We start from the raw sequence: 19,699 nt of genomic DNA, 5'->3' as shown, positions 1-19,699 counted from the left end.
GTCCGTCTCCTAAGCCGGCCCGCGCAGCCGTTCCATTTCTCGGCGGTCCTTCTTGGTGGGCCGCCCGGTTCCGCGGTCGCGCTGGGGAAGGCCAAGCGCCGGTGCGGCAGGCCTGGGCGGGGTGTGGTCGGTGAAGCAGTGCCCGGCCGCCTCGGCGCCCACACGCTTGGCAATGAGCCGCCGGACTTCGAGGATCCGTTCGTATCCCGGCTGGCGGACCCGGACGGTATCTCCGGGCACCAGCGACTGTGACGCCTTGGCCGGGTTTCCGTTGAGGCGGACGTGCCCTGCGCGGCAGGCCGCGGTCGCCGCCGAACGGGTCTTGTAGGCACGGATGGCCCACAGCCACGCGTCAATGCGGACCGTAGCGGGGGATGCTGGAAGGTTGCTCATGAGTGCTGACGAGTATAGCGGGACGCCCGCCCGTTAGCCGTGCACAGCTTGTGCCGGTCCCTAGCCTTCGCAGTCCTTGCAGTACATCTTGCCGTCCTTCTCACGGGCCAGCTGGCTGCGGTGGTGGACCAGGAAGCACGACATGCAGGTGAATTCGTCCTTCTGGACGGGAATGATCTGCACGAGGAGTTCCTCGTTGGACAGATCGGCTCCCGGGAGCTCGAAGGAATCGGCCAGGTCGGACTCGTCCACGTCGATCTGTGACGTTGCCGAAGCGGAGCGCTCAGGCTTGAGCACGTCCGAGGCCTCGTTCGCCTCATCCTCGGTGGACACCCGGGGTGCGTCGTAGTCGGTTGCCATGGGCCGGTCTCTCCTTGGAGAAGACGGAGACGGAGTCTGCACACCGTCTGAAGAAGAAACATACTAGCCACTCACGGGCGAACTTGAAAGGTCAGCCCTGGACCCGCTGGCGGTACTGCCGCGGGGTTTCGCCTGCGTCGTTGAGGAAATGCCGGTTGAAGTTGGAGAGGTTCGAAAACCCCACCTCGTAACAGATCTCGGAGATCGCTTTGTCACTGCGCTCCAGGAGCCGCCGTGCGTGGGCCAGCCGGAGCTTGCGGACCAGGTCGCTGAAGTTCTGGCCGGTGGCGCGCTTGAAGTATTTCGAGAAGGTGGGTTCCGGCATGCCCACCAGCGCCGCTGCCTCCGACATCGTCACGCTTCCGGCGTGGTTGGTGAACACGTACTCCAGGACAAGATCGACGACGGCGGCGGCCTGGCTGTCCAGCTGCGGCCGGAACCACTCGTCCGCCAGATAGCGCCGTTCCTCCTGCGGTGCATGGGCAAGAACCGCAAATAATTCAAAGAGGTGGTGGAGCCGTTCCAGGCCAGTGGAGGCGCCCATCGCCTCGATGGCTGCGGCCGCGTTCCCGGCTGAGCGGCCCAGGAATTCGATCCCGCGGGCGGACTGCTCCAGGAGGGGCTTAACCTCAACCATCTCCGGGACAAGGGACGCGGTCTGTTCGACCCATTTTGCGTCGAACTGGATGACGGCGTCCCGGTTCTCCAGCACTTCACCGGGCTCAAGGTCACTGACCCAGTCGTGCGGCAGCCCAGACCCCACAAGCGCCACGTGGCCGGCCTCGAAAGTGCCGATATGGTCTCCGACGATGAACTTCCCGGTGCCCTTCCGGATCAGGTGGATCTCGTATTCGGGATGGTAGTTCCACCGTGCCACGGGGCTGGGGTAGTCGTGCTGGTGCCACCGGACGGAATGGTTGGGATCGGGCGGGATGATTTCCCGGTTGGCACGCATCCCCAGCAGCCGTTCGGCCAGCCTGGCCGTTGCTCCGTCAGTAGGCTCGGCGGCAGTCATGGTGGTTCTCCGTGGGCTGGGTGGTTATGAAAAATGGACGGCTCCAGGGAGCCTTCCCCAAGGTTAGCCCCTGCCACGGTGGAACGGCACGGAAAATAAGTATCAGATTTGGGCAAGCAGGACGCTAGTTGTGCCCTACCGCACACACCTACAGTTGAGGAACATCAGCGCGGCACATCGGGTCTCCGATGCCAAGCCCCGCACCAGTCCGGTACGTCGACGCAGCAGTCGGGGTGCGGCGGCTGTGCACCCCCATGAAGAACAAAGGAGTCCTTGAATGCGCACAAAAATGCGTGCTGCGACCCTGGCCGCCGGAGCCTTGTGCGTCGCCTTGAGCGCCTCGGCCTGTGCCGGTGCCGGCGGAGGCAATTCCGCCAATGATCCGAACACCATCAATGTCCTGATGGTGAACAACCCCCAGATGGAGGACCTCCAGCGGCTCACCGCGGATAACTTCACCAAGGAAACCGGCGTCAAGGTCAACTACACGATCCTTCCCGAGAACGACGTCCGGGCCAAGATCAGCCAGGAGTTCTCGAGCCAGGCCGGCCAGTACGATGTTGCGTCCCTGTCCAACTACGAGATCCCCTTCTACTCCGCCAACGGCTGGCTCGCCCCGCTGGACAGCGTGGCCAATGACCCCGGTTTTGACCAGGACGACATCCTTCCGGCCTACACGGCGTCCCTTACCGGCGAAGACGGCAAGCTTTACGGCGAACCGTTCTACGGCGAATCATCCTTCCTGATGTACCGGAAAGACATCCTCGAGGCCAAGGGCCTGACGATGCCGGAGAAGCCCACCTGGGATGAGGTCGCGGACATCGCTGCACAGGTCGACGGCGCGGCCCCGGGCATGAAGGGGATCTGCCTTCGTGGCCAGCCCGGCTGGGGCCAGGTTTTCGCACCGCTGACCACTGTGGTGAACACTTTCGGCGGCACCTGGTTCGACAAGGACTGGAACGCGCAGGTTAACTCCCCGGAATTCACCGAGGCGGTCGAGTTCTACACCAAACTGGTCCGCGAACACGGTGAACTGGGCGCCGCCCAGGCCGGCTTCACCGAGTGCCTGAACAATATGAGCCAAAGCAAAGTGGCCATGTGGTACGACGCCACCTCGGCTGCCGGAGCCCTGGAAGCCGACGCCTCCCCTGTGAAGGGCAAGATCGGCTACGCCCAGGCTCCGATCAAGGAGACCAAATCCTCCGGCTGGTTGTGGACCTGGTCCTGGGCCATGCAGGCTGCCTCAAAAAAGCAGGATGCTGCCGGGAAATTCATCGCCTGGGCCAGCTCGAAGGAATATGAAGAGCTGGTCGCCTCCAAGCTCGGCTGGGCCAAGGTTCCGTCCGGCAAGCGCATCTCCACCTACGAGAACGCCGAATTCCAGAAGGCGGCTCCGTTCTTCGAGGCCGAGCGCTTCGCCATTGAGAACGCCGACCCGAAGAATCCGGGAGCGCAGGAACGCCCCGCCGTCGGAATCCAGTTTGTGGGCATTCCCGAGTTTGCTGCGCTGGGAACCAATGTCTCCCAGGGCGTCAGCTCCGCCATCGCAGGCCAGGGCACCGTGGCTGACGCGCTGGCCAAGGGCCAGGAAGCCGCACAAAAAGTCGGCAACAAGTACAAGCAGCCTTAACCGAACCGCAGGAGAACATCATGACTACCGCAACGGCGCGCATCTCCCGCCCGGGACGCAATGCAGCCACACCGACACGAAACGCACGGTCGCGGGAACGCGCCCTGGCCTGGGCACGGCGCGCACCGCTGCTGCCGGCCCTGATCTTCCTCATCATCGTCACCCAGCTTCCGTTCGTGGTGACCCTGATCATCTCGTTCATGAACTGGAACAGCCTGAGCCCGGACAAGACCGCCTTCGCCGGCGTCGAGAACTACGTCACCGTCCTCACGGATCCGGACCTGCGCCAGGCGATCTTCACCACCATCCTCCTGACCGTCTCCGTGGTGCTGGCGAGCCTGGTCATCGGGCTGGGACTGGCCCTGCTGCTGGACAAGAAATTCATCGGCCGCGGACTGGCACGGACCCTGCTGATCGCACCGTTCCTGGTGGTGCCCGTGGCCGCGGCCCTCATCTGGAAGCACGCCCTCCTCAACCCCACTTACGGGCTGATCAACGGAATCCTGACCTGGGTCTGGTCCCTCTTCGGCAGCACCACGCCGCCGCAGCTGGACCTCCTGTCCCAGGCGCCGCTGATGGCAGTCATCATCTCGCTCGTCTGGCAGTGGACGCCGTTCATGATGCTCATCCTGCTGGCGGGGCTGCAATCCCGGCCCATGGACACCGTGGAAGCCGCCCAGATGGACGGCGCCACCCCGTGGGCGATCTTCCGCCACCTCACGCTGCCGCACCTGCGCCAGTACCTGGAGCTCGGAGGTCTGCTCGGAGCGATCTACATCGTGCAGAACTTCGACGCCGTCTTCACGCTCACCGCCGGCGGACTGGGCACCGCCAACCTGCCCTACGCCATCTACCAGACGTTCTACTTCGCCAACGAATACGGACTGGCCTCGGCCGCCGGAGTCGTGGTGGTCATCGGCACCATCATCGTGGCGACCTTCGCGCTCCGCACCGTATTCTCGCTCTTCAAGAAGGAGGCAGCACGATGAGCACCCTCACCCCCGCCGCTCCCCGCAAGGCAACACCGCCCGCCGCACGTGCCACGGGACCAGTCCGCCGCGGCAAGTCCCGGATGGACCCGACCCGCAACAACACAGCAGCCGGCATCGCGGCCTGGCTGCTGGCCCTGCTGTTCGCGGCCCCGGTTCTGTGGATGATCCTGACGTCCTTCCACTCCGAAACGGACGCCGCCACCAATCCGCCGTCCATCGCTGCGAACCTCACCCTGGACGCCTACCGGGAGTTCTTCGGCGAAACGTCCGGCGTCAGCCCGTGGCCGGCGCTGATCAACTCCGCCACCGCGTCGATCCTGTCCACGGTCCTCGTCCTGGTCCTGGCCATTCCCGCGGCGTATGCCCTCTCCATCCGGCCGGTGAAGAAATGGACCGACGTGATGTTCTTCTTCCTCTCCACGAAAATGATGCCCGTGGTGGCGGCAATCCTCCCGCTGTACCTCTTCGCCCGGACCGTCGGAGCGCTGGACAACATCTGGTTCCTGATCCTGATGTACACGTCCATGAACCTGCCGATCGCGGTGTGGATGATGCGGTCCTTCCTTGCCGAAGTGCCGGTCGAAATGCTGGAAGCCGCCCAGATCGACGGCGCCAACCTCCTGTTGACGCTTCGCAAAATCATCGCCCCCGTGGCCATGCCCGGCATCGCCGCGACCGCCCTGATCTGCTTCATCTTCAGCTGGAACGAACTGCTCCTGGCCCGGGTCCTCACCGGCGTGGTGGCAGGCACCGCCCCGGTCTTCCTGACCGGCTTCGTCTCAGGGCAGGGCCTCTTCCTCGCCAAGGTCTGCGCGGCCGCCGTCGTGATCTCCCTTCCGGTGCTGTTCGCCGGCTTCGCCGCCCAGGACAAGCTCGTCCAGGGTCTCTCCCTCGGTGCCGTCAAGTAACGTCATTCCCCTTCGATTCCCAGAGGATTACCCAGATGACAACATCAACCGCCCAGACCGCAGAGCTCGGGCAGCCTGAAGTGCCGTCCACCATGCGCGCCGCCATCCTGAAGAGCCAGGGCGACATGGCAATGGAAACCCTGCCCGTCCCGCAGCTCGATGCCGACCAGGTCCTGGTGCAGGTGGCCGCCGTCGGCGTCTGCGGCAGCGACGTCCACTATTACGAGCACGGCCGGATCGGCCCCTACGTCGTGGACCACCCGCTGATCCTCGGCCACGAACTCTCCGGCCGGATCGCCGCCGTCGGAAGTGCCGTAGATCCTGCCCGGATCGGCAAGCGCGTCGCCGTCGAACCCCAGCGCCCCTGCCGCACCTGCAAGCAGTGCAAGGCAGGCCGCTACAACCTCTGCCCGGACATCGAGTTCTACGCCACCCCGCCGTTCGACGGCGCGTTCGCCGAATACGTCACCATCCAGTCCGACTTCGCCTACGACATCCCGGACAGCGTCAGCGACGAAGCCGCAGCCCTCATCGAACCCCTCTCGGTGGGCCTTTGGGCGTGCGAACGTGCCGGGATCAAGCCCGGCAGCCGGGTCCTGATCGCCGGCGCGGGCCCGATCGGCATCATCGCCGCCCAGGCCGCCCGGGCCTTCGGCGCCACCGAAATCTACGTCAGCGACATCGCCGAGGACCGGCTCGCGTTCGCCCTGGAACACGGGGCGACGCACGCGCTGAACGCGAGGACGGACAGCGTGGAAGGGCTCGACGTCGACGCGTTCATTGACGCTTCCGGCGCACCGCAGGCCGTCCGTTCCGGCATCAAGGCCGTGGGGCCCGCCGGCAGGGTCATCCTGGTCGGGCTGGGGGCGGACGACGTCGAACTCCCCGTCTCGTATCTCCAGAACCGGGAGATCTGGCTCTCCGGCGTGTTCCGCTACACCAACACCTGGCCGCTGGCGATCCAGCTGATCGCCGACGGAAAAGTGGACCTGGACATCCTGGTCACCGGAAAGTTCGCCCTCACCGAATCCGAAGACGCGCTCAAGGCAGGCAAGCAGCCCGGCCAGCTCAAAGCCGTGGTCTACCCGGGCCGCTGACCATGATCACCGTCATCGGCGAATCCCTCGTGGACATCATCAGCGACCCGCGCCGTCCGCGGGAAGTCCAGGAACACCCGGGCGGCAGCCCCCTCAACGTGGCGGTGGGGACTGCGCGGCTGGGCCTGGCAACCAACCTCGTGACGCACTACGCGGATGACCGGTACGGGCTCATGATCGAAGGGCACCTGCACTCCAACGGGGTGACGGCGGTCAGGGGCGGCAGTGCACCCACGTCAACGGCCACCGCCACGCTCAATCCCGACGGCGCCGCCAGCTACGTCTTCGGCATCAGCTGGGACATCAACGGGGCATCGCTGCCCGCCCTGGCCGCCGTCGAGGCGTCCACCCACGTGCACACGGGATCGATCGCAGCCGTGTTGCCGCCGGGGGCCCAGGCCACGCTCGCGTTGGTGCGGGCGGCCCGGGAGCACGCGACGGTCAGTTTCGACCCGAACTGCCGCCCGGGGATCAGTCCTGACGCGGCCGCGGCACGCACGCAGGCGGAACTCTTCGTGGCCGCGAGCGACGTGGTCAAGGCCAGCGATGAAGACCTCGCCTGGCTCTACCCGGACAGGGCCCTGGAGGAGAGCCTGCAAGCCTGGCTGGAACTCGGCCCGGCACTTGTTGCCCTGACCCGCGGCGCGAACGGGCCGGTCATCATCACCCGGCATGGACGCGTGAAAATGCCGGCGGAAGCCGTCACTGTGGCGGACACTGTGGGGGCGGGGGATTCGTTCATGGCCGGCCTGGTCTCAGGACTCGCGCAGCTGGACGCGCTGGGCGCCGGTGGACGGCAGCGTCTGCGGGACATCACTCCAGGTGAACTGCACGCCCTGGCCGCCTACGCGAACAGGGCCGCGGCCATCACCTGTTCCCGGCCGGGCGCCAACCCGCCCACGTCAGCCGAGCTGGGTTCCTTGACCGGCTCCCTCACCGCAATGGAAGGTTAGACAATGCCTGCACTCGAGCCCAGCGTACTTTCCGGGTTGTCCGCTTCGGTGGCAGTACCCTCCTACGACCGGTCCGGCCTGACCGCCGGGATCGTCCACTTCGGCGTCGGCGGTTTCCACCGCGCGCACCAGGCCATGTACCTGGACCGGCTGATGAACGCGGGGCAGGCCCACGACTGGGCCCTCTGCGGGGTGGGGGTCCTGCCCGGGGATGCCCGCATGAAGCAGGTCATGGACAGCCAGGACTGCCTCTACACGCTGGTGGTGAAGAACCCGGACGGTACCCGGGAAGGCCGGGTCATCAGTTCGATCATCGAGTACCTCTTTGCCCCCGAGGACCCGGAGGCCGTCATCGAGAAGATGGCCTCCGAGGCGATCCGCATCGTTTCGCTCACGGTCACCGAAGGCGGCTACAACTTCCACCACGTCACGGGCGAATTCGACGCCGGCAACCCGGACGTGGTCCACGACCTCCAGCCCGGCGCCGCACCGCGGACCACGTTCGGCCTCGTTACGGAAGCACTCGCCAGGCGGCGGACACGCGGGCTCGCCCCCTTCACCGTGATGTCCTGCGACAACATCCAGGGCAACGGCGACGTGGCCCGGAAGATGTTCACCGCGTATGCCACCCTCAAGGACCCTGAACTCGGGAGCTGGGTGGAGAACAATGTCCCCTTCCCCAACAGCATGGTGGACCGCATCACCCCGGTGACCACCGACGCCGACCGCGAGGCGATCGCGGCGGAATTCGGGGTCGAGGACGCCTGGCCCGTGGTGTGCGAACCGTTCGAACAATGGGTGCTCGAAGACCACTTCAGCCTGGGCCGGCCTCCGTTCGAGGACGCCGGAGTCCAGATGGTGGCGGACGTGGAACCGTACGAACTGATGAAGCTGCGCCTGCTCAACGTCAGCCACCAGGGCATGTGCTATTTCGGCTACCTCGCCGGCTACCGCTACGCCCATGAGGTGGCCCAGGACGCCCAGTTCGCGCAGTTCCTGCTCGGCTACATGGACAAGGAAGCCACTCCCACGCTGCACCCCGTGCCCGGCATCGACCTCGATGCCTACAAGCGGACCCTGATTGAGCGGTTTTCCAACGAGCACGTCAGGGACACCCTGGCCCGGCTGTGCGCCGAAAGTTCGGACCGGATCCCCAAGTGGCTGGTGCCGGTCATCCGCATCAACCTGGAGCGGGGCGGGGAGATCGCCCGCTCCGCGGCGATTGTGGCCAGCTGGGCACGCTACGACGAAGGCACCGATGAACAGGGAAACCCCATCGACGTCGTCGACCGCCTGAAGGAACCGCTGATGGCAGCGGCGGCACGGCAGCGCGAGGAGCCGCTCGCCTTCATTTCCAACCGTGAAGTCTTCGGCGACCTGATCGACAATCCGGTCTTCGTGGCGGCCTACACCCAGGCCCTTGATGACCTCCACCGGGTCGGCGCCCGGGCTGCCCTGGAATCGCTGGCGGCCCGTTCGTAGCGGTTTGCAAGCGTACGACGGCGGGAGGTCCCGTCGTCGTACGCCTCACCACGGAATGAATCCAGAAGGTTGAATGTTCAATAAAATATGGACTTTGGCATCTTCACCTTCGGCGAGCTTTCCCGCGACATCAGCACCGGCAGCGCGGTGTCACCGCGTCAGCGCCTCGCAGAGATCATCGAGCTGGCCAAGCTGGCGGACCAGGCGGGCCTCAGCTTTTTGGGCCTGGGTGAGCATCACCGACGGGATTTTGCCCTGTCTGCTCCCGAGATCGTCCTCGCTGCCATTGCGCGGGAAACCACCAACCTTCGGCTCAGCACCGCCGTCACCGTGCTGTCCACGCAGGATCCCGTGCGGCTCTTCGAGCAGTTCGCGACCCTGGACCTGATCTCCGATGGCCGTGCGGAAATTATCGCCGGCCGCGGGGCATTCATCGAGTCCTACCCGTTGTTCGGCCACGACGCTGAAGACTACGACGGCCTCTTCGACGAGAAGCTGCGCATGCTTCTCGAATTGCGGGACAACGCTTCCCTGAGCTGGGAGGGGACCCTGACACAAAGTATTCCGGGCATGGACATCGCGCCCCGCCCCGTGCAGGAGCAGCTCCCGGTATGGGTGGGCGTGGGCGGGACCCCGGCGAGCTTTGCCCGGGCAGGCCGGCTTGGACTCCCGCTGTTCATCGCCCTGCTCGCCGGGCCCCAGCGGTTCCGCCGACTCGCCGACCTCTACCGGCACAGCGCCGACGAGGCCGGACATGATGCGGCAAGCCTGCCGATTGGTGTGGGCGGACACTTCTACGCAGCCGCCACCTCGCAGCAGGCGCGGGACACCTTCTACCCGCACTACCGGGCCTATTTCGAACAGAACATGCCCCGCCCGGTGGACCACTTCCCGCGCTCCACCTTTGACGACTGGTCAGAGCCGGGCGGCGGACTGCTGGTGGGGAGCCCGCAGCAGATCACCGAGAAGCTCCTCGAGATCCACCAGACCCTGGGCAACAGCCGCTACATGGCGCAGATCGGGTTGGGCGGCCTGCCGTTTGCCGAGACCGCCCGCTCCATAGAGCTTCTGGCCACCGAGATCATGCCGGCGGTCAACCGGGAGATCGGTTAAGCGGGAGATCGGTTAACGGAAGCGGACGACGCTGGGAGGGCCGGGTCTTCACCGGGTATCTCCTTGGTTGATCCTTCGAATTATTCATGCATTTGCATGCACTTTCCTAACTCTAGTCCCGTTCGGAAGCGCGGCTATCCCGTTTCGCAGGCCGGACCGGTTTTCGGGGAAGGATGCCGACGCAGAAGAATGGGGGGCATGGCGGACATCATCGAATTCCTGGAAGCCCGGATTGCCGAGGACGAGGCGGCCGCGGTGGAGTTGGCCGCAGCCGAGGCGGCCGCTGCTGAGTTGGAGGCTGCGGGTGCCGCTGCGGCTGCCGCCGAACTCGAGGCGAGGCGCGGGGGTGGCGGCCCGGGGCCGGGCCCGGGCGGCCAGGGCCAGCCGGTGGTCCGGACCGGACTCGAAGTTTCGCCGTTTACTGCCGCGCGGGTGCTGGCCGAGTGCGCTGCCAAGCGGAAGATCCTGGCCAACGTGCCGCTGGTGACCGACATACCGTCGCAAATGGGCGGGACCAGCGAGTATGTGCTGATGTGCCTCGCCTCCGTGTACGGCTGGCACCCCGAGTACCAGGAGGGCTGGGCCGTCACGGGGTAGGACTTGCCGCAAAGAAGGGCGCCACCCGTTCGGCCGGATGGCACCCTTCCTGTTGTTAGCTTGCCTTGTGGCAGCGTTCTGGCGCTTATTCCTTGAAGGCGTCCTTGACCTTCTCGCCAGCCTGCTTCAGGTCCGCTTTGGTTTGGTCAGCCTGGCCCTCGGCCTTCAGGTTCGGATCGCCCTTGGCCTCTCCGGCGGCTTCCTTGCCCTTGCCGCCAAGCTTCTCGGCAGCATTCTCGATCTTGTCATCCAGACCCATGGTGAAACTCCCTCCGGTTGGTAGCCGCCGGCGGTCCGCCTGCGGCTCACAACTTCATCGTAAACCCGAAACCCGCCCGATAGTAAGCATGCTGACTGAATTTGTTCGGAGGCTCGATGCAGCCTGCTCGCAACCTTTAACGTCCTAGCATGGGGGCAAATGTCCACGAATGACACGACGAAGGGTCAGCCGAATGACGAGAATGTTGATTATCGGCCCGCCCGGTTCCGGCAAGGGCACGCAGGCGGAGCGCATATCGGAGCGGCTCAGCGTGGCTGCGATCTCCACGGGGGACATCTTCCGTGCCCACGTGAAAGGCGGAACACCGCTGGGCGTCGAAGCCGGGAAGTACATGGACGCCGGGGATTTTGTTCCGGACAGCGTCACCAATGAGATGGTGCGCAGCCGCCTCAGCCAGGACGACGTCGACAACGGCTTTTTGCTGGACGGTTACCCGCGCACCGTGGCCCAGATCGACTACCTGGACGGAGTCCTGGCTGCCCGGGAGCTGACGCTTGACGTGGTGCTGCAGCTGACGGCCGACGACGAGGAGCTGGTGGAGCGACTCCTGGGCCGGGCTCGGGAAACTGGCCGCAGCGATGACAACGAAGCGGTCATCCGGCACCGGCTGGACCTTTACCACGAGCAGACCGAGGCCGTGGTGGCCACGTATGCCCGGCGCACCATCCTCACGCGGGTCGACGGCATCGGCGCCATCGATGAAGTCACCGACAGGGTCATGGACGCCATCGGGAGCCCCGGCACGGCGGCCCTGGTCAGGGCGCCGTGACTGCCCCAACAGCCCCCGTCCCCGCGGGCGGCCTGGCGAACGGAGGCGTCGACGTCGCTGTCGTCCGGCGCCCCTCGCTGACCACCGCTTCGCATCCACGCTCATTGGAACGGAGTTCCGGCTGGTGCATGGCGTCGACGAATGGCTGACCCTCATCTCCACGGGACAGGCCATCGGAATTTCCTCGGAGGCCACGGCAGCGCAGAATCCGCGGCCGGGAATCACGTACCGGCCGGTCCCCGACGTTTGGGCACAGGCAGCCGACGTATGGCTGAAAAATGTCAGTGCCTGCTGGGATGCTTTGGGTATGGAATGCATGGCAGTTGCGGAGGCGTTGGAGGCCGTTGAGGCGTCCTTCGCTGTGCTGGCTGCTGTGGTCCGGCGCGGGACTGGCGCTCCGGGCGCGGAGAGTTTTGACCCGCTACATGACCGGGCGGATGCGTGCCTGGACGGGATGGCTGAGGTGGCCCGGGTCGAGGCAGGTATGGCTGCTGTGAAGGTGCTTCTCGCCGCCGGATACGTTGAAACAGCCGCAGCCCTCGCGCCGCCGGCCGTGTCCCCGCAGGAGCACACCGTGCGGGACATGGCGGTAAGGGCTGAGGTCGCGTGCGTTTTGACGGTCAGTGAACGCACGGCCGGGGCGTTGCTGTCGGAGGCGCATGCCCTGACCACCACCTTGCCGCTGACGCTCTCAGCGCTGGGGGAGGGGCGTATTTCGTGGCAGCACGCCAGGGTGATGGTGGATGAAACCGCGAACCTGGACCGGGCTGGAGCCGCCGGCTTGGAGGCACATTTCCTGGACGCCGACGCACTAAACCCAGCCCGCGGATGCCCGGCCGGGGACCTCGTCCCGTCCCGGTTCCGGGCCAAGGTCCGTACCTGGCGGGAACGCCACCACCCGGTCAGCATCGAAGAACGCCACGTCTGGGGCGTCGCGGAGCGGCGGGTGGAGTACGTCCCGGACCGTGACGGGATGGCCTGGCTCTCGGCCTACCTCCCGGCCGACACCGCTGCCGGGATCTGGGACCGCACCACCAGTGCCGCCCGTGCCCTCCAGGGCCCGGACGAGACCAGGACCCTCACCCAGCTCCGCGCCGACGTCGCCGCGACCTGGCTCCTGACGGCCGGCCGCGGACAGGCTCCGGACGCTGTTCCGGGCGGGGACGGCGTGTCTGACGGTCTTGCCCCGGGTGGTGGTGTTCCGTCCCCGGCGGCGCAGGTCCTGATCACCGTTCCGGTGTTCTCGCTGCTCGGCGTGACCGGGGAACCGGCCATGTTGGACGGCTACGGCCCCATCCCGCCGTCGATGGCGCGTGCGCTCGTGGCCGACGGGGCGTCGTCGTTGCTGCGGGTGCTGACTGACCCGCGGGACGGTGCGCCGTTGGAGATCGGCCGGGCCGCCTACCGGATTCCCAAAGCGCTGCGGCAGTGGTTGCGGCTGAGGGACGGCAAATGCCCGTTCCCGGGCTGCAGCAACCCTTCCCTGGACAACGAGGCAGACCACCTCCTCGCCTGGGCGAACGGCGGGACCACCGGGATCAGCAACCTCGCCCAGCCCTGTCCCAGGCACCACCGACTCAAGCACGCCACGGCCTGGACTCCCACCGGGGCCAGCGCCAACGATCCGCCCGGCTGGACCTCACCAACAGGCCGCTCCTACGCCAGCGAACAACCCGACTGGGAACCACCCCACTGGCCGGAACTGGCGGATGACCCCGACTGGACACCACCGCACTGGCCAGAGGAAGCACCGCTACAAGACGTCCCGTGGCCCGAAAACCTGCTGCCCGAAAACCCGTGGCCAGAAAACCTATGGGCCGAAAACCTGCTGCCAGAAAACCCGTGGCTAGAAAACCCGCCGCCCGACCTCGAACTGACAGATCAACCATTACCCGAGGACCCCTTCAGCGACTGGGCGCTCTTTCTGTCCTCCGAGGCAAACGCGGCAGCGTAGGCGTGTCCGCCGCCGCGCCGCCGTCGACCTTAACCCGTTGGGGCCGGCCGTCCTACGGCAACCGCGATGGCCTGAGCAGGTCCGGCACGCCGGCCTGCCCGGGGTCCAGCGGCACGGGGCTGACCAGCACCGCCGGCCCGCGGTGCAGGATGCCGCCCGAAATAACCTGGCAGCGGACCCCGCCCCGTCCCCGCATGGCCTTGTGTGCGCCCGGGGCGAGCATCTGGTCCATCCAGGCACAGGGGTGGGCGGGCCGCCCGGCCTTGAGCCGGACCACGTCGCCGCGCGATTCCACAGCGAACTCCCCGCCCAGCAACGGGGCCAGCTGGGCGCCCCTGAGGACCACGTTGCGCCGAGTCAGCAGCGGATCAAAAGGGCCGGCACCCAGCTCCGCGGCCATAGCTTCGAGGGCCTCCACCGCTAGCAGGGTGACGGCGGCATCCATGTGGGCGGCCTTGCCGAAGAACCTGTCGCCCACAATCCCCTTGCCGGCCACGAGTTCCACATGGTCGGCGTCCGTGGTGGGGACGTCGGCGGCACCCTCGCGTGCTCTGCCGAAGTAAGCGTGCGCCGGAGACACGAGCAGATGCAGGACCTCCACGTCATACCGGTAGCTTTCCGTCATTCCCCAAAACTACCGCCCATCGGAGAAACCGGCACACGGGCCAAGTGATGGCATGTCCTGACAGGTCCTCCCGCCACTCGACCGGGGCCAATACCGTTGATGGCATGACTGAAGACGAACAGGACCGGGCCGAGATCCTGGAAAACTACCGGGCCCAGTTGGAGGCCATGGTGGACGGCGACACCGCCCGGCCGGTGGGCAGGATCATCACCGACGCGACCGTCTACGGGGCACGGGCCAAGTGGCCGCTTCAGCTCAGCATGGACTTCATCCGCGTGGACGGGGAGTGGCTCGCCTCGCGCTCGGAGGCCACCACCTGGTAGCCCAGGGGGGACAAAGAAAAGGCGAGCGGACGACGGCGGGAAGGTCCCGCCGTCGTCCGCGCGTCTAAGTCACAGCTGCAGCGAGCCGGATCTGGAAGTTCCGTCGTACCCGCCGTCCGGGGCCCTCAGGCCGTAAATGTCGCCGATCGTCGGGGCGACATCGGCAGTCCTTGCGGGGTCGGAGGACACCGTCCCTGGGACCACCAGGGGGCTGCCTCCGGAGATAAAGAAGGGGATGGGCTCGGTGGCGGGGTGCCCGTGGTTACCCGGGATGGGGTTGGAGGCCACATAGGGGTCGGAGAACCGCCAGCCCGCCCGGCAATACGCTACGAGGTCGCCGGCCTCTGCTCCCAGCCGGAGACCGGCCGGCCTGTTGACGGACAGCACGCCTTGATGCGCACTCACCAACTGTTCGACGGCGGCCAGGCCGGCTGCGCGGTCCGCATCGGGCCCGGTCCAGTAGAGCAGGTCAGCTCCGCCGTTTTGGGCAATTTTGACATTCTTCCGCAACTCCGGACGGGACTGCAGGATCAGGTCAACCGAAATCACGTTCGTCGGGATGGACCAGTCCATGGAGTGGTCGGCGAGCACCATGACCACGCTGGATTCCCACTTGCCGGTGCTCTTGAGGTGATCGATGAAGCGGCCAACGTGCAGATCCGTGTCCGCCAAGGCGGCCTCCCGGGCAGCGCGCAGCGTTGTCCCGGAAAGGTCGGAATGGCCCGCGCGGTCAATGTCGCCGAGGTTGGTGAACACGAAGTCCGGGTCCGGGCCGCTTACCATCGCCAGCAAGGCGTCCATGGTGGCGGCATCGGGCGCATGACCAGTCACCGGAAGGACCGGCTGGGGTTCCCAGCGGTAGCTGGCCCGGGTCCCGAAGATTCCGTAGAGGTACTGCTTGCTCAGCACCGACCCAGTGGTCAGTCCGCGCTCCTGCAAACGCTCGAGGAGCGTCGGGAAGCGCAGGTCGGTGGGCCGGTCGAGGTCGCGGACCACGCCCCCGGCGCGGTCAAAGATGGAGTTGGCGGGAACGCCTGACCGGTCTGGCCGCACTCCCGTCATCATCATCACGTGGTTGGGAATCGTCTCCATGACGGGGAGCGAGCGTGCCGCCGGGAAGTTGGTGCCGGCTGCACGCAAGCCGGCCAGCCTGGGAGTCAGGGCGGCGGTGATCTCGTCCGGGCGGCAGCCGTCCACCACGAGCACATAGCTCCGCGTCCGTCCCGCCGACGGGGCGGCCCATGCCGTTCCCTGTGCGGCGGAGAGCACGACGGCGGCACCGCCGGCGGCGGCAAGTTGGAGGAACTGCCGGCGTCCCGGCGTCGAACGCGTAGTTGCTGGGCTGCTCACAGGAGTCCTCCCTGGGCCGGTGTGACTTTTCCGGTGTTGGCTTGAACGCTGAACGATGTGGACAGCGCGGATTCTGAGCCGGGGGAGGTGCGTTCGGCGAGCACGTACCAGTCCATCCGCACTCCGGCGGGCGTCACGTCGAGGACAGAGTAGCCGTGCGAGTCGAAGTCGAGGTATTTCACGTGGGGGTTTGCCGCCTTGATGGCGTTCTCCACGGCGACGGATCCCGTCCGGGGCGGAACGTTGAGGATATCGTCGAGGTTGTCGCTGGTGACGGACGTGCAGACCAGTTCCGCGGCCACTGAGTCGCCGGTTGCCGGGTAGCTGGCCGGATCCGCGGGGATGTCGCAGGCCCAGCCGGAGTGGATGTCGCCGGTGAGGAACACTGTGTCCTTGACGGCGTTATCCCGAAGGTGGCGGACCACGCGGTTGCGGTCCGCTTCGTAGCCGTCCCACTGGTCCACGTTGTAAGGCACGCCATTGATGCTGGTGCCGCCCATCAGCTTCTGGACGGCGGCCAGTTCGGCGGTGCTCAGCGTCGAGGGGACCCGGACGGGGGCGATCATGACGGGGTTGCCCACGAGCTTCCACTGCGGACCGGTGGATTCAAGGTTGCCCAGGAGCCAGTCCATCTGCGCGGCGCCGGTGATGGTGCGGGCGGGGTCCTTGACCGCGCCGTCAATACCGCTGGCGGCCTGCTGGTCCCGGTAGGAGCGCAGATCCAGCATGGACAGGCTTGCCAGAGAACCGAAGTCCAGCCGCCGGTAAATCCGGCCGCCCGGTTCGTAGCGTACGGGCATCCATTCGGCGTAGGCCTGGTGCGCGGCGGCAAACCGTTCGCTCCATGCCCCTTCGGCGCCTTCAGTGTGGTTTTCGGCACCGGACTTCCAGGCGTCATTTGCCGATTCGTGGTCGTCCCAAGTCACGATGAACGGCGCGGCAGCGTGCAGCGCCTGCAGGTCTGGATCGGACTTGTACTGGGCGTGCCGGCGGCGGTAGTGGGACAGCCGGGTCATCTCGTGCGCCGGCTCGTGGGGACGCACCACCACGTCGCGCGCCTGGTATTCGCCCGGCCCGTATTCGTAAAGGTAGTCGCCGAGGTGGAGCACGGCGTCGAGGTCGCCGCGGGCGGCGAGGTGGCGGTACGAGGAGAAATAGCCGGCCTGCCAATTGGCGCAGGACACCACTCCGAACTTCAGCCGGTCCACCTGGGTGCCGGCCGCCGGAGCCGTTCGGGTTCGACCCGCAGGGGACACTGACTGGCCCACGGTGAACCTGAACCAGTAGGTGGTGGCGGGCGAAAGGCGGCCGGCGACGACCTTGACCGTATGGTCCCGGGCAGCTCCTGTATTGGCGGTGCCCCTGGCCGCCACCTTCCTGAAGCCGGGATCAGCCGCGACTTCCCAGCCCACCGGGACATCCGGGCCCAGTCCGCTTCCGGGCAGTGCCTCCGCCGACGGGGTGACCCGGGTCCACAGCAGCACACTGTCAGGCATGGGGTCGCCGGAGGCGACGCCGTGGGCAAAGACTCCCGTGCTTGCCGCGGTGGCGGCGGCGCCGGGCGCGGCAGCCACCACGGTGCCCGCGGCTGCGGCCACCGCTGCGGCAGAACGCAGAACTTGACGACGAGTAAAGTTGTTCATGGTTTCCAGTATTCCTACCGGCCAGTAGTGGATTGGGCTTTCCCGGCCGCTGTTTCCCGGCTGTTCGCCTAGTGTTTGCTTTTTTGGCTGATGGCCCACGCCTGTTCATGGGCCCGAAACCGTCCCGTCCTCGCGCGTTATTCCGCGGCGGGCACTCTTTTCAGGCACCCTCGCTCAGCGCCAGATCGCCTGAGCTGACACCCGTTGATCCGCACCAAGGAGAACTTCCGTGCTCGTGAAAAGCGCTGCCACCGCCCTCGTGGCCCTCATGTCCCTGACCGGAATCGCGGGCGCTGCCGTCGCTGGACCGGCCGCCTCGCCCTCAGCCGAAGCAGGACACGCCGCACCAGCCGTAGTCCTCGGGGAGCCCCTGGCATCCGCGCACGCGCACAACGACTACGAACACGCCCGGCCGCTGTTCGACGCCCTCGAGCACGGGTTCACCAGTGTGGAAGCGGACGTGTGGCTGGTCGACGGCGAACTCCTGGTGGCCCACGACCGCGAAGACGTCAAGCCGGGTGTGACCCTTGAGAGCCTGTACTTGGATCCGCTGGAGGAGCTCGTGCGGAACCAGGGCCACAGCGTGTATCCGCAGTGGGACGGCAGCCTGCAGCTGCTGATCGATATCAAGAGCGAGGGCGAATCCACCTACGCGGCCATTGAACAGGAACTGGGCGAACACCGGGCCATCATGAGCCGCTACAGCAACGGCACCGCCAAGACCGGACCGGTTACCGCCGTCATCAGCGGCAACCGTCCGCTGGCCACCATGCAGGCACAGGAAAAACGGTTCAGCTTCTACGACGGACGCTCCGCGGACCTCACCTCCGGGATGCCGGCCGCGCTCATGCCGCTGGTGAGCGACAACTGGACCAAGCTGTTTACCTGGCAGGGTGTCGGACCCATGCCCGAGGCGGAGCGGGCCAGGCTGCACGCCTACGTGGAGACCGCCCACGCGGCAGGTTACAGAGTGCGCTTCTGGGCCACTCCGGACCAGCCCGGAACGGCTCGCGAGGCAATGTGGACCGAGCTCGCCGACGCCGGTGTTGACCACATCAACACCGATGACCTCCCTGCGCTGCAATCCTTCCTCCTCGCCCGGGACTAGTCACCCGGCATCACCCCTCACACGCAAAAGTTCCGAACTCCCCAAGGAATCCACCATGACCTTCAAGACTCTTTCCGCGGCGACAGCTGCTGCCCTCCTCGCGGTCGGGGCCCTTGCCCCCGCCGCCTCAGCCACGGCCAGCGAAGAGGAGGCCGCCAACCAGCAGGCGTTCAGCTTCGGTGTCATCGGCGACATCCCCTACGGCGAGGCCGAGATCGCAAAGTTCCCCTCGCGCATCCAGGACATTAATTCCGACCGCAGCCTGGATTTTGTGGCCCACGTGGGCGACATCAAGAACGGATCCTCCGTGTGTTCGGATGACTACTTCGAACACATCCGCTCCGAGTTCGATACGTTCGAGCATCCGCTGGTCTACACGCCCGGTGACAACGAATGGGTGGACTGCCACCGCGGAAACAACGGCGCGTACAACCCGCTGGAACGGCTGGCCAAGCTCCGGGAGGTGTTCTTTGACGCGCCCGGCAAGACCCTCGGTGCGACGATGCCGGTCAAGAGCCAGGAAGAGCTGGGGCTGCCGGAAAACGTCCGCTTCACCAGGAACCGTGTGGCGTTCTCCGTGGTGAACATCCAGGGCAGCAACAACTCGCTCCAGCCATGGACCGGCATCGGTGAAACGGCGGTCACGCCCGAACAGCAGGCTGAAGTGGACCACCGGACGAAGGCCGTCCTGGAACAGGTGCGGGACACGTTCAACGACGCGGCCCGCCGCGACGACCGGGCAGTCGTCCTGATGACCCAGGCCGACATGTTCGACCCCTCGCTCCTCGCTGCTGCCACCGCCAACCCGGACGCGGTATCAGGCTTCCGGGAAGTCATCGCGGCCATCGTCGAAGAGACCAACCGCTTCGACGGCCCGGTCTATCTCATCAACGGCGACAGCCACGTCTATGCCGAAAACCAGCCGCTCGCGCAAGGATCGCCCTGGCTGGACATCTACAACCAGGAGGCTGCCGATGATCTGCAGCGCATCACCGTGGACGGGTCCGCCAACGCCACCAACTATGTGAGGTTCACTGTCGCTTCCAACAGTGCCACCGGCCCGGGCGCGCTGTCCTGGGAAAAGGTCCCCTTCAAGCAGTAGCCGGG

20 protein-coding genes are annotated in these 19,699 nt (G+C 66.3%); 13 read left to right on the top strand and 7 right to left on the bottom strand.

The features are described 5' to 3' along the window. Window positions 1–9: 9 nt before the first annotated feature. From Q8Z05_RS04845 to Q8Z05_RS04835, 3 genes are all read right to left on the bottom strand, one after another. Window positions 10–393 (bottom strand): RNA-binding S4 domain-containing protein, encoded by a 384-nt coding sequence (locus Q8Z05_RS04845; protein ID WP_305942358.1) that lies wholly within the window; start codon window positions 391–393, stop codon window positions 10–12. A 60-nt stretch (window positions 394–453) separates the two neighbouring features. Continuing rightward, a complete protein-coding gene (locus Q8Z05_RS04840; protein WP_305942357.1) occupies window positions 454–753 on the bottom strand; it encodes a DUF4193 domain-containing protein in 300 nt (99 codons plus the stop codon). 91 nt (window positions 754–844) lie between these two features. Next, window positions 845–1,768, bottom strand: coding sequence for an AraC family transcriptional regulator (locus Q8Z05_RS04835; protein WP_305942356.1), 924 nt, complete (start codon window positions 1,766–1,768; stop codon window positions 845–847). Between the two features lie 277 nt (window positions 1,769–2,045). On the opposite strand from Q8Z05_RS04835, the gene Q8Z05_RS04830 reads away from it, so the two are divergent. The 8 genes from Q8Z05_RS04830 (at window position 2,046) to Q8Z05_RS04795 (ending at window position 10,540) form a co-directional block, all read left to right on the top strand. Further along, window positions 2,046–3,398, top strand: coding sequence for an ABC transporter substrate-binding protein (locus tag Q8Z05_RS04830; RefSeq protein WP_305942355.1), 1,353 nt, complete (start codon window positions 2,046–2,048; stop codon window positions 3,396–3,398). A 20-nt stretch (window positions 3,399–3,418) separates the two neighbouring features. Further along, on the top strand, window positions 3,419–4,387 hold the full coding sequence (locus Q8Z05_RS04825) for a carbohydrate ABC transporter permease (RefSeq protein ID WP_305942354.1): 969 nt from the start codon (window positions 3,419–3,421) through the stop codon (window positions 4,385–4,387). Then, the gene (locus Q8Z05_RS04820; protein WP_305942353.1) at window positions 4,384–5,298 is read left to right on the top strand and encodes a carbohydrate ABC transporter permease; all 915 of its coding nucleotides are present in this window, start codon (window positions 4,384–4,386) and stop codon (window positions 5,296–5,298) included. The genes Q8Z05_RS04825 and Q8Z05_RS04820 overlap by 4 nt, the downstream gene beginning before the upstream one ends. 35 nt (window positions 5,299–5,333) lie before the next feature. Then, a complete protein-coding gene (locus Q8Z05_RS04815) occupies window positions 5,334–6,395 on the top strand; it encodes an NAD(P)-dependent alcohol dehydrogenase (RefSeq protein WP_305942352.1) in 1,062 nt (353 codons plus the stop codon). A 2-nt stretch (window positions 6,396–6,397) separates the two neighbouring features. Continuing rightward, window positions 6,398–7,348: a carbohydrate kinase family protein gene (locus Q8Z05_RS04810; protein ID WP_305942351.1), complete on the top strand. Its 951-nt coding sequence runs from the start codon at window positions 6,398–6,400 to the stop codon at window positions 7,346–7,348. Window positions 7,349–7,351: 3 nt separating this feature from the next. Continuing rightward, a complete protein-coding gene (locus Q8Z05_RS04805) occupies window positions 7,352–8,830 on the top strand; it encodes a mannitol dehydrogenase family protein (RefSeq protein WP_305942350.1) in 1,479 nt (492 codons plus the stop codon). 87 nt (window positions 8,831–8,917) lie between these two features. Continuing rightward, window positions 8,918–9,943 (top strand): LLM class flavin-dependent oxidoreductase, encoded by a 1,026-nt coding sequence (locus Q8Z05_RS04800; protein ID WP_305942349.1) that lies wholly within the window; start codon window positions 8,918–8,920, stop codon window positions 9,941–9,943. A gap of 198 nt (window positions 9,944–10,141) precedes the next feature. Further along, window positions 10,142–10,540 (top strand): DUF6221 family protein, encoded by a 399-nt coding sequence (locus Q8Z05_RS04795; RefSeq protein ID WP_305942348.1) that lies wholly within the window; start codon window positions 10,142–10,144, stop codon window positions 10,538–10,540. Between the two features lie 85 nt (window positions 10,541–10,625). Here the strand turns inward: Q8Z05_RS04795 and Q8Z05_RS04790 are convergent, their stop codons facing one another. Beyond that, window positions 10,626–10,799, bottom strand: coding sequence for a CsbD family protein (locus Q8Z05_RS04790; RefSeq protein WP_305942347.1), 174 nt, complete (start codon window positions 10,797–10,799; stop codon window positions 10,626–10,628). 202 nt (window positions 10,800–11,001) lie between these two features. On the opposite strand from Q8Z05_RS04790, the gene Q8Z05_RS04785 reads away from it, so the two are divergent. Together Q8Z05_RS04785 and Q8Z05_RS04780 are read left to right on the top strand one after the other, a co-directional pair. Next, window positions 11,002–11,589 (top strand): adenylate kinase, encoded by a 588-nt coding sequence (locus tag Q8Z05_RS04785; protein WP_371745968.1) that lies wholly within the window; start codon window positions 11,002–11,004, stop codon window positions 11,587–11,589. Window positions 11,590–11,896: 307 nt separating this feature from the next. After that, on the top strand, window positions 11,897–13,543 hold the full coding sequence (locus Q8Z05_RS04780) for an HNH endonuclease signature motif containing protein (RefSeq protein ID WP_305943483.1): 1,647 nt from the start codon (window positions 11,897–11,899) through the stop codon (window positions 13,541–13,543). 52 nt (window positions 13,544–13,595) lie between these two features. On the opposite strand, the gene Q8Z05_RS04775 is transcribed toward Q8Z05_RS04780, so the two are convergent. Continuing rightward, complete coding sequence (locus tag Q8Z05_RS04775; protein WP_305942345.1) at window positions 13,596–14,168, bottom strand: MOSC domain-containing protein; 573 nt, start codon at window positions 14,166–14,168, stop codon at window positions 13,596–13,598. Between the two features lie 104 nt (window positions 14,169–14,272). Between Q8Z05_RS04775 and Q8Z05_RS04770 the strand changes: the two genes are divergently transcribed. Next, window positions 14,273–14,491, top strand: coding sequence for a hypothetical protein (locus Q8Z05_RS04770; protein ID WP_305942344.1), 219 nt, complete (start codon window positions 14,273–14,275; stop codon window positions 14,489–14,491). 69 nt (window positions 14,492–14,560) lie between these two features. On the opposite strand, the gene Q8Z05_RS04765 is transcribed toward Q8Z05_RS04770, so the two are convergent. Beyond that, window positions 14,561–15,841: an alkaline phosphatase family protein gene (locus Q8Z05_RS04765; RefSeq protein WP_305942343.1), complete on the bottom strand. Its 1,281-nt coding sequence runs from the start codon at window positions 15,839–15,841 to the stop codon at window positions 14,561–14,563. After that, complete coding sequence (locus Q8Z05_RS04760) at window positions 15,838–17,484, bottom strand: alkaline phosphatase D family protein (RefSeq protein WP_305942342.1); 1,647 nt, start codon at window positions 17,482–17,484, stop codon at window positions 15,838–15,840. The genes Q8Z05_RS04765 and Q8Z05_RS04760 overlap by 4 nt, the downstream gene beginning before the upstream one ends. 229 nt (window positions 17,485–17,713) lie before the next feature. Between Q8Z05_RS04760 and Q8Z05_RS04755 the strand changes: the two genes are divergently transcribed. After that, window positions 17,714–18,592: a phosphatidylinositol-specific phospholipase C/glycerophosphodiester phosphodiesterase family protein gene (locus Q8Z05_RS04755; protein ID WP_305942341.1), complete on the top strand. Its 879-nt coding sequence runs from the start codon at window positions 17,714–17,716 to the stop codon at window positions 18,590–18,592. A 55-nt stretch (window positions 18,593–18,647) separates the two neighbouring features. Beyond that, window positions 18,648–19,694 carry a hypothetical protein gene (locus Q8Z05_RS04750; protein WP_305942340.1) on the top strand — a complete coding sequence of 349 codons (1,047 nt, stop codon included), beginning with the start codon at window positions 18,648–18,650 and terminating at the stop codon, window positions 19,692–19,694. Window positions 19,695–19,699 lie beyond the last annotated feature (5 nt).

This window comes from Arthrobacter oryzae (assembly GCF_030718995.1).
GTDB classification, from domain to species: Bacteria; Actinomycetota; Actinomycetes; order Actinomycetales; family Micrococcaceae; genus Arthrobacter; species Arthrobacter oryzae_C.
The sequence above is the reverse complement of the archived record's forward strand: the minus strand, read 5'-3'. Positions and strand labels throughout refer to the sequence as shown.

Bases quoted from the DNA above. Each gene is read 5' to 3' on its own strand.
- Q8Z05_RS04845 (WP_305942358.1), bottom strand. From the start codon at position 393: ATGAGCAACCTTCCAGCATCCCCCGCTACGGTCCGCATTGACGCGTGG.
- Q8Z05_RS04840 (WP_305942357.1), bottom strand. From the start codon at position 753: ATGGCAACCGACTACGACGCACCCCGGGTGTCCACCGAGGATGAGGCG.
- Q8Z05_RS04835 (WP_305942356.1), bottom strand. From the start codon at position 1,768: ATGACTGCCGCCGAGCCTACTGACGGAGCAACGGCCAGGCTGGCCGAA.
- Q8Z05_RS04830 (WP_305942355.1), top strand. From the start codon at position 2,046: ATGCGCACAAAAATGCGTGCTGCGACCCTGGCCGCCGGAGCCTTGTGC.
- Q8Z05_RS04825 (WP_305942354.1), top strand. From the start codon at position 3,419: ATGACTACCGCAACGGCGCGCATCTCCCGCCCGGGACGCAATGCAGCC.
- Q8Z05_RS04820 (WP_305942353.1), top strand. From the start codon at position 4,384: ATGAGCACCCTCACCCCCGCCGCTCCCCGCAAGGCAACACCGCCCGCC.
- Q8Z05_RS04815 (WP_305942352.1), top strand. From the start codon at position 5,334: ATGACAACATCAACCGCCCAGACCGCAGAGCTCGGGCAGCCTGAAGTG.
- Q8Z05_RS04810 (WP_305942351.1), top strand. From the start codon at position 6,398: ATGATCACCGTCATCGGCGAATCCCTCGTGGACATCATCAGCGACCCG.
- Q8Z05_RS04805 (WP_305942350.1), top strand. From the start codon at position 7,352: ATGCCTGCACTCGAGCCCAGCGTACTTTCCGGGTTGTCCGCTTCGGTG.
- Q8Z05_RS04800 (WP_305942349.1), top strand. From the start codon at position 8,918: ATGGACTTTGGCATCTTCACCTTCGGCGAGCTTTCCCGCGACATCAGC.
- Q8Z05_RS04795 (WP_305942348.1), top strand. From the start codon at position 10,142: ATGGCGGACATCATCGAATTCCTGGAAGCCCGGATTGCCGAGGACGAG.
- Q8Z05_RS04790 (WP_305942347.1), bottom strand. From the start codon at position 10,799: ATGGGTCTGGATGACAAGATCGAGAATGCTGCCGAGAAGCTTGGCGGC.
- Q8Z05_RS04785 (WP_371745968.1), top strand. From the start codon at position 11,002: ATGTTGATTATCGGCCCGCCCGGTTCCGGCAAGGGCACGCAGGCGGAG.
- Q8Z05_RS04780 (WP_305943483.1), top strand. From the start codon at position 11,897: ATGGAATGCATGGCAGTTGCGGAGGCGTTGGAGGCCGTTGAGGCGTCC.
- Q8Z05_RS04775 (WP_305942345.1), bottom strand. From the start codon at position 14,168: ATGACGGAAAGCTACCGGTATGACGTGGAGGTCCTGCATCTGCTCGTG.
- Q8Z05_RS04770 (WP_305942344.1), top strand. From the start codon at position 14,273: ATGACTGAAGACGAACAGGACCGGGCCGAGATCCTGGAAAACTACCGG.
- Q8Z05_RS04760 (WP_305942342.1), bottom strand. From the start codon at position 17,484: ATGAACAACTTTACTCGTCGTCAAGTTCTGCGTTCTGCCGCAGCGGTG.
- Q8Z05_RS04750 (WP_305942340.1), top strand. From the start codon at position 18,648: ATGACCTTCAAGACTCTTTCCGCGGCGACAGCTGCTGCCCTCCTCGCG.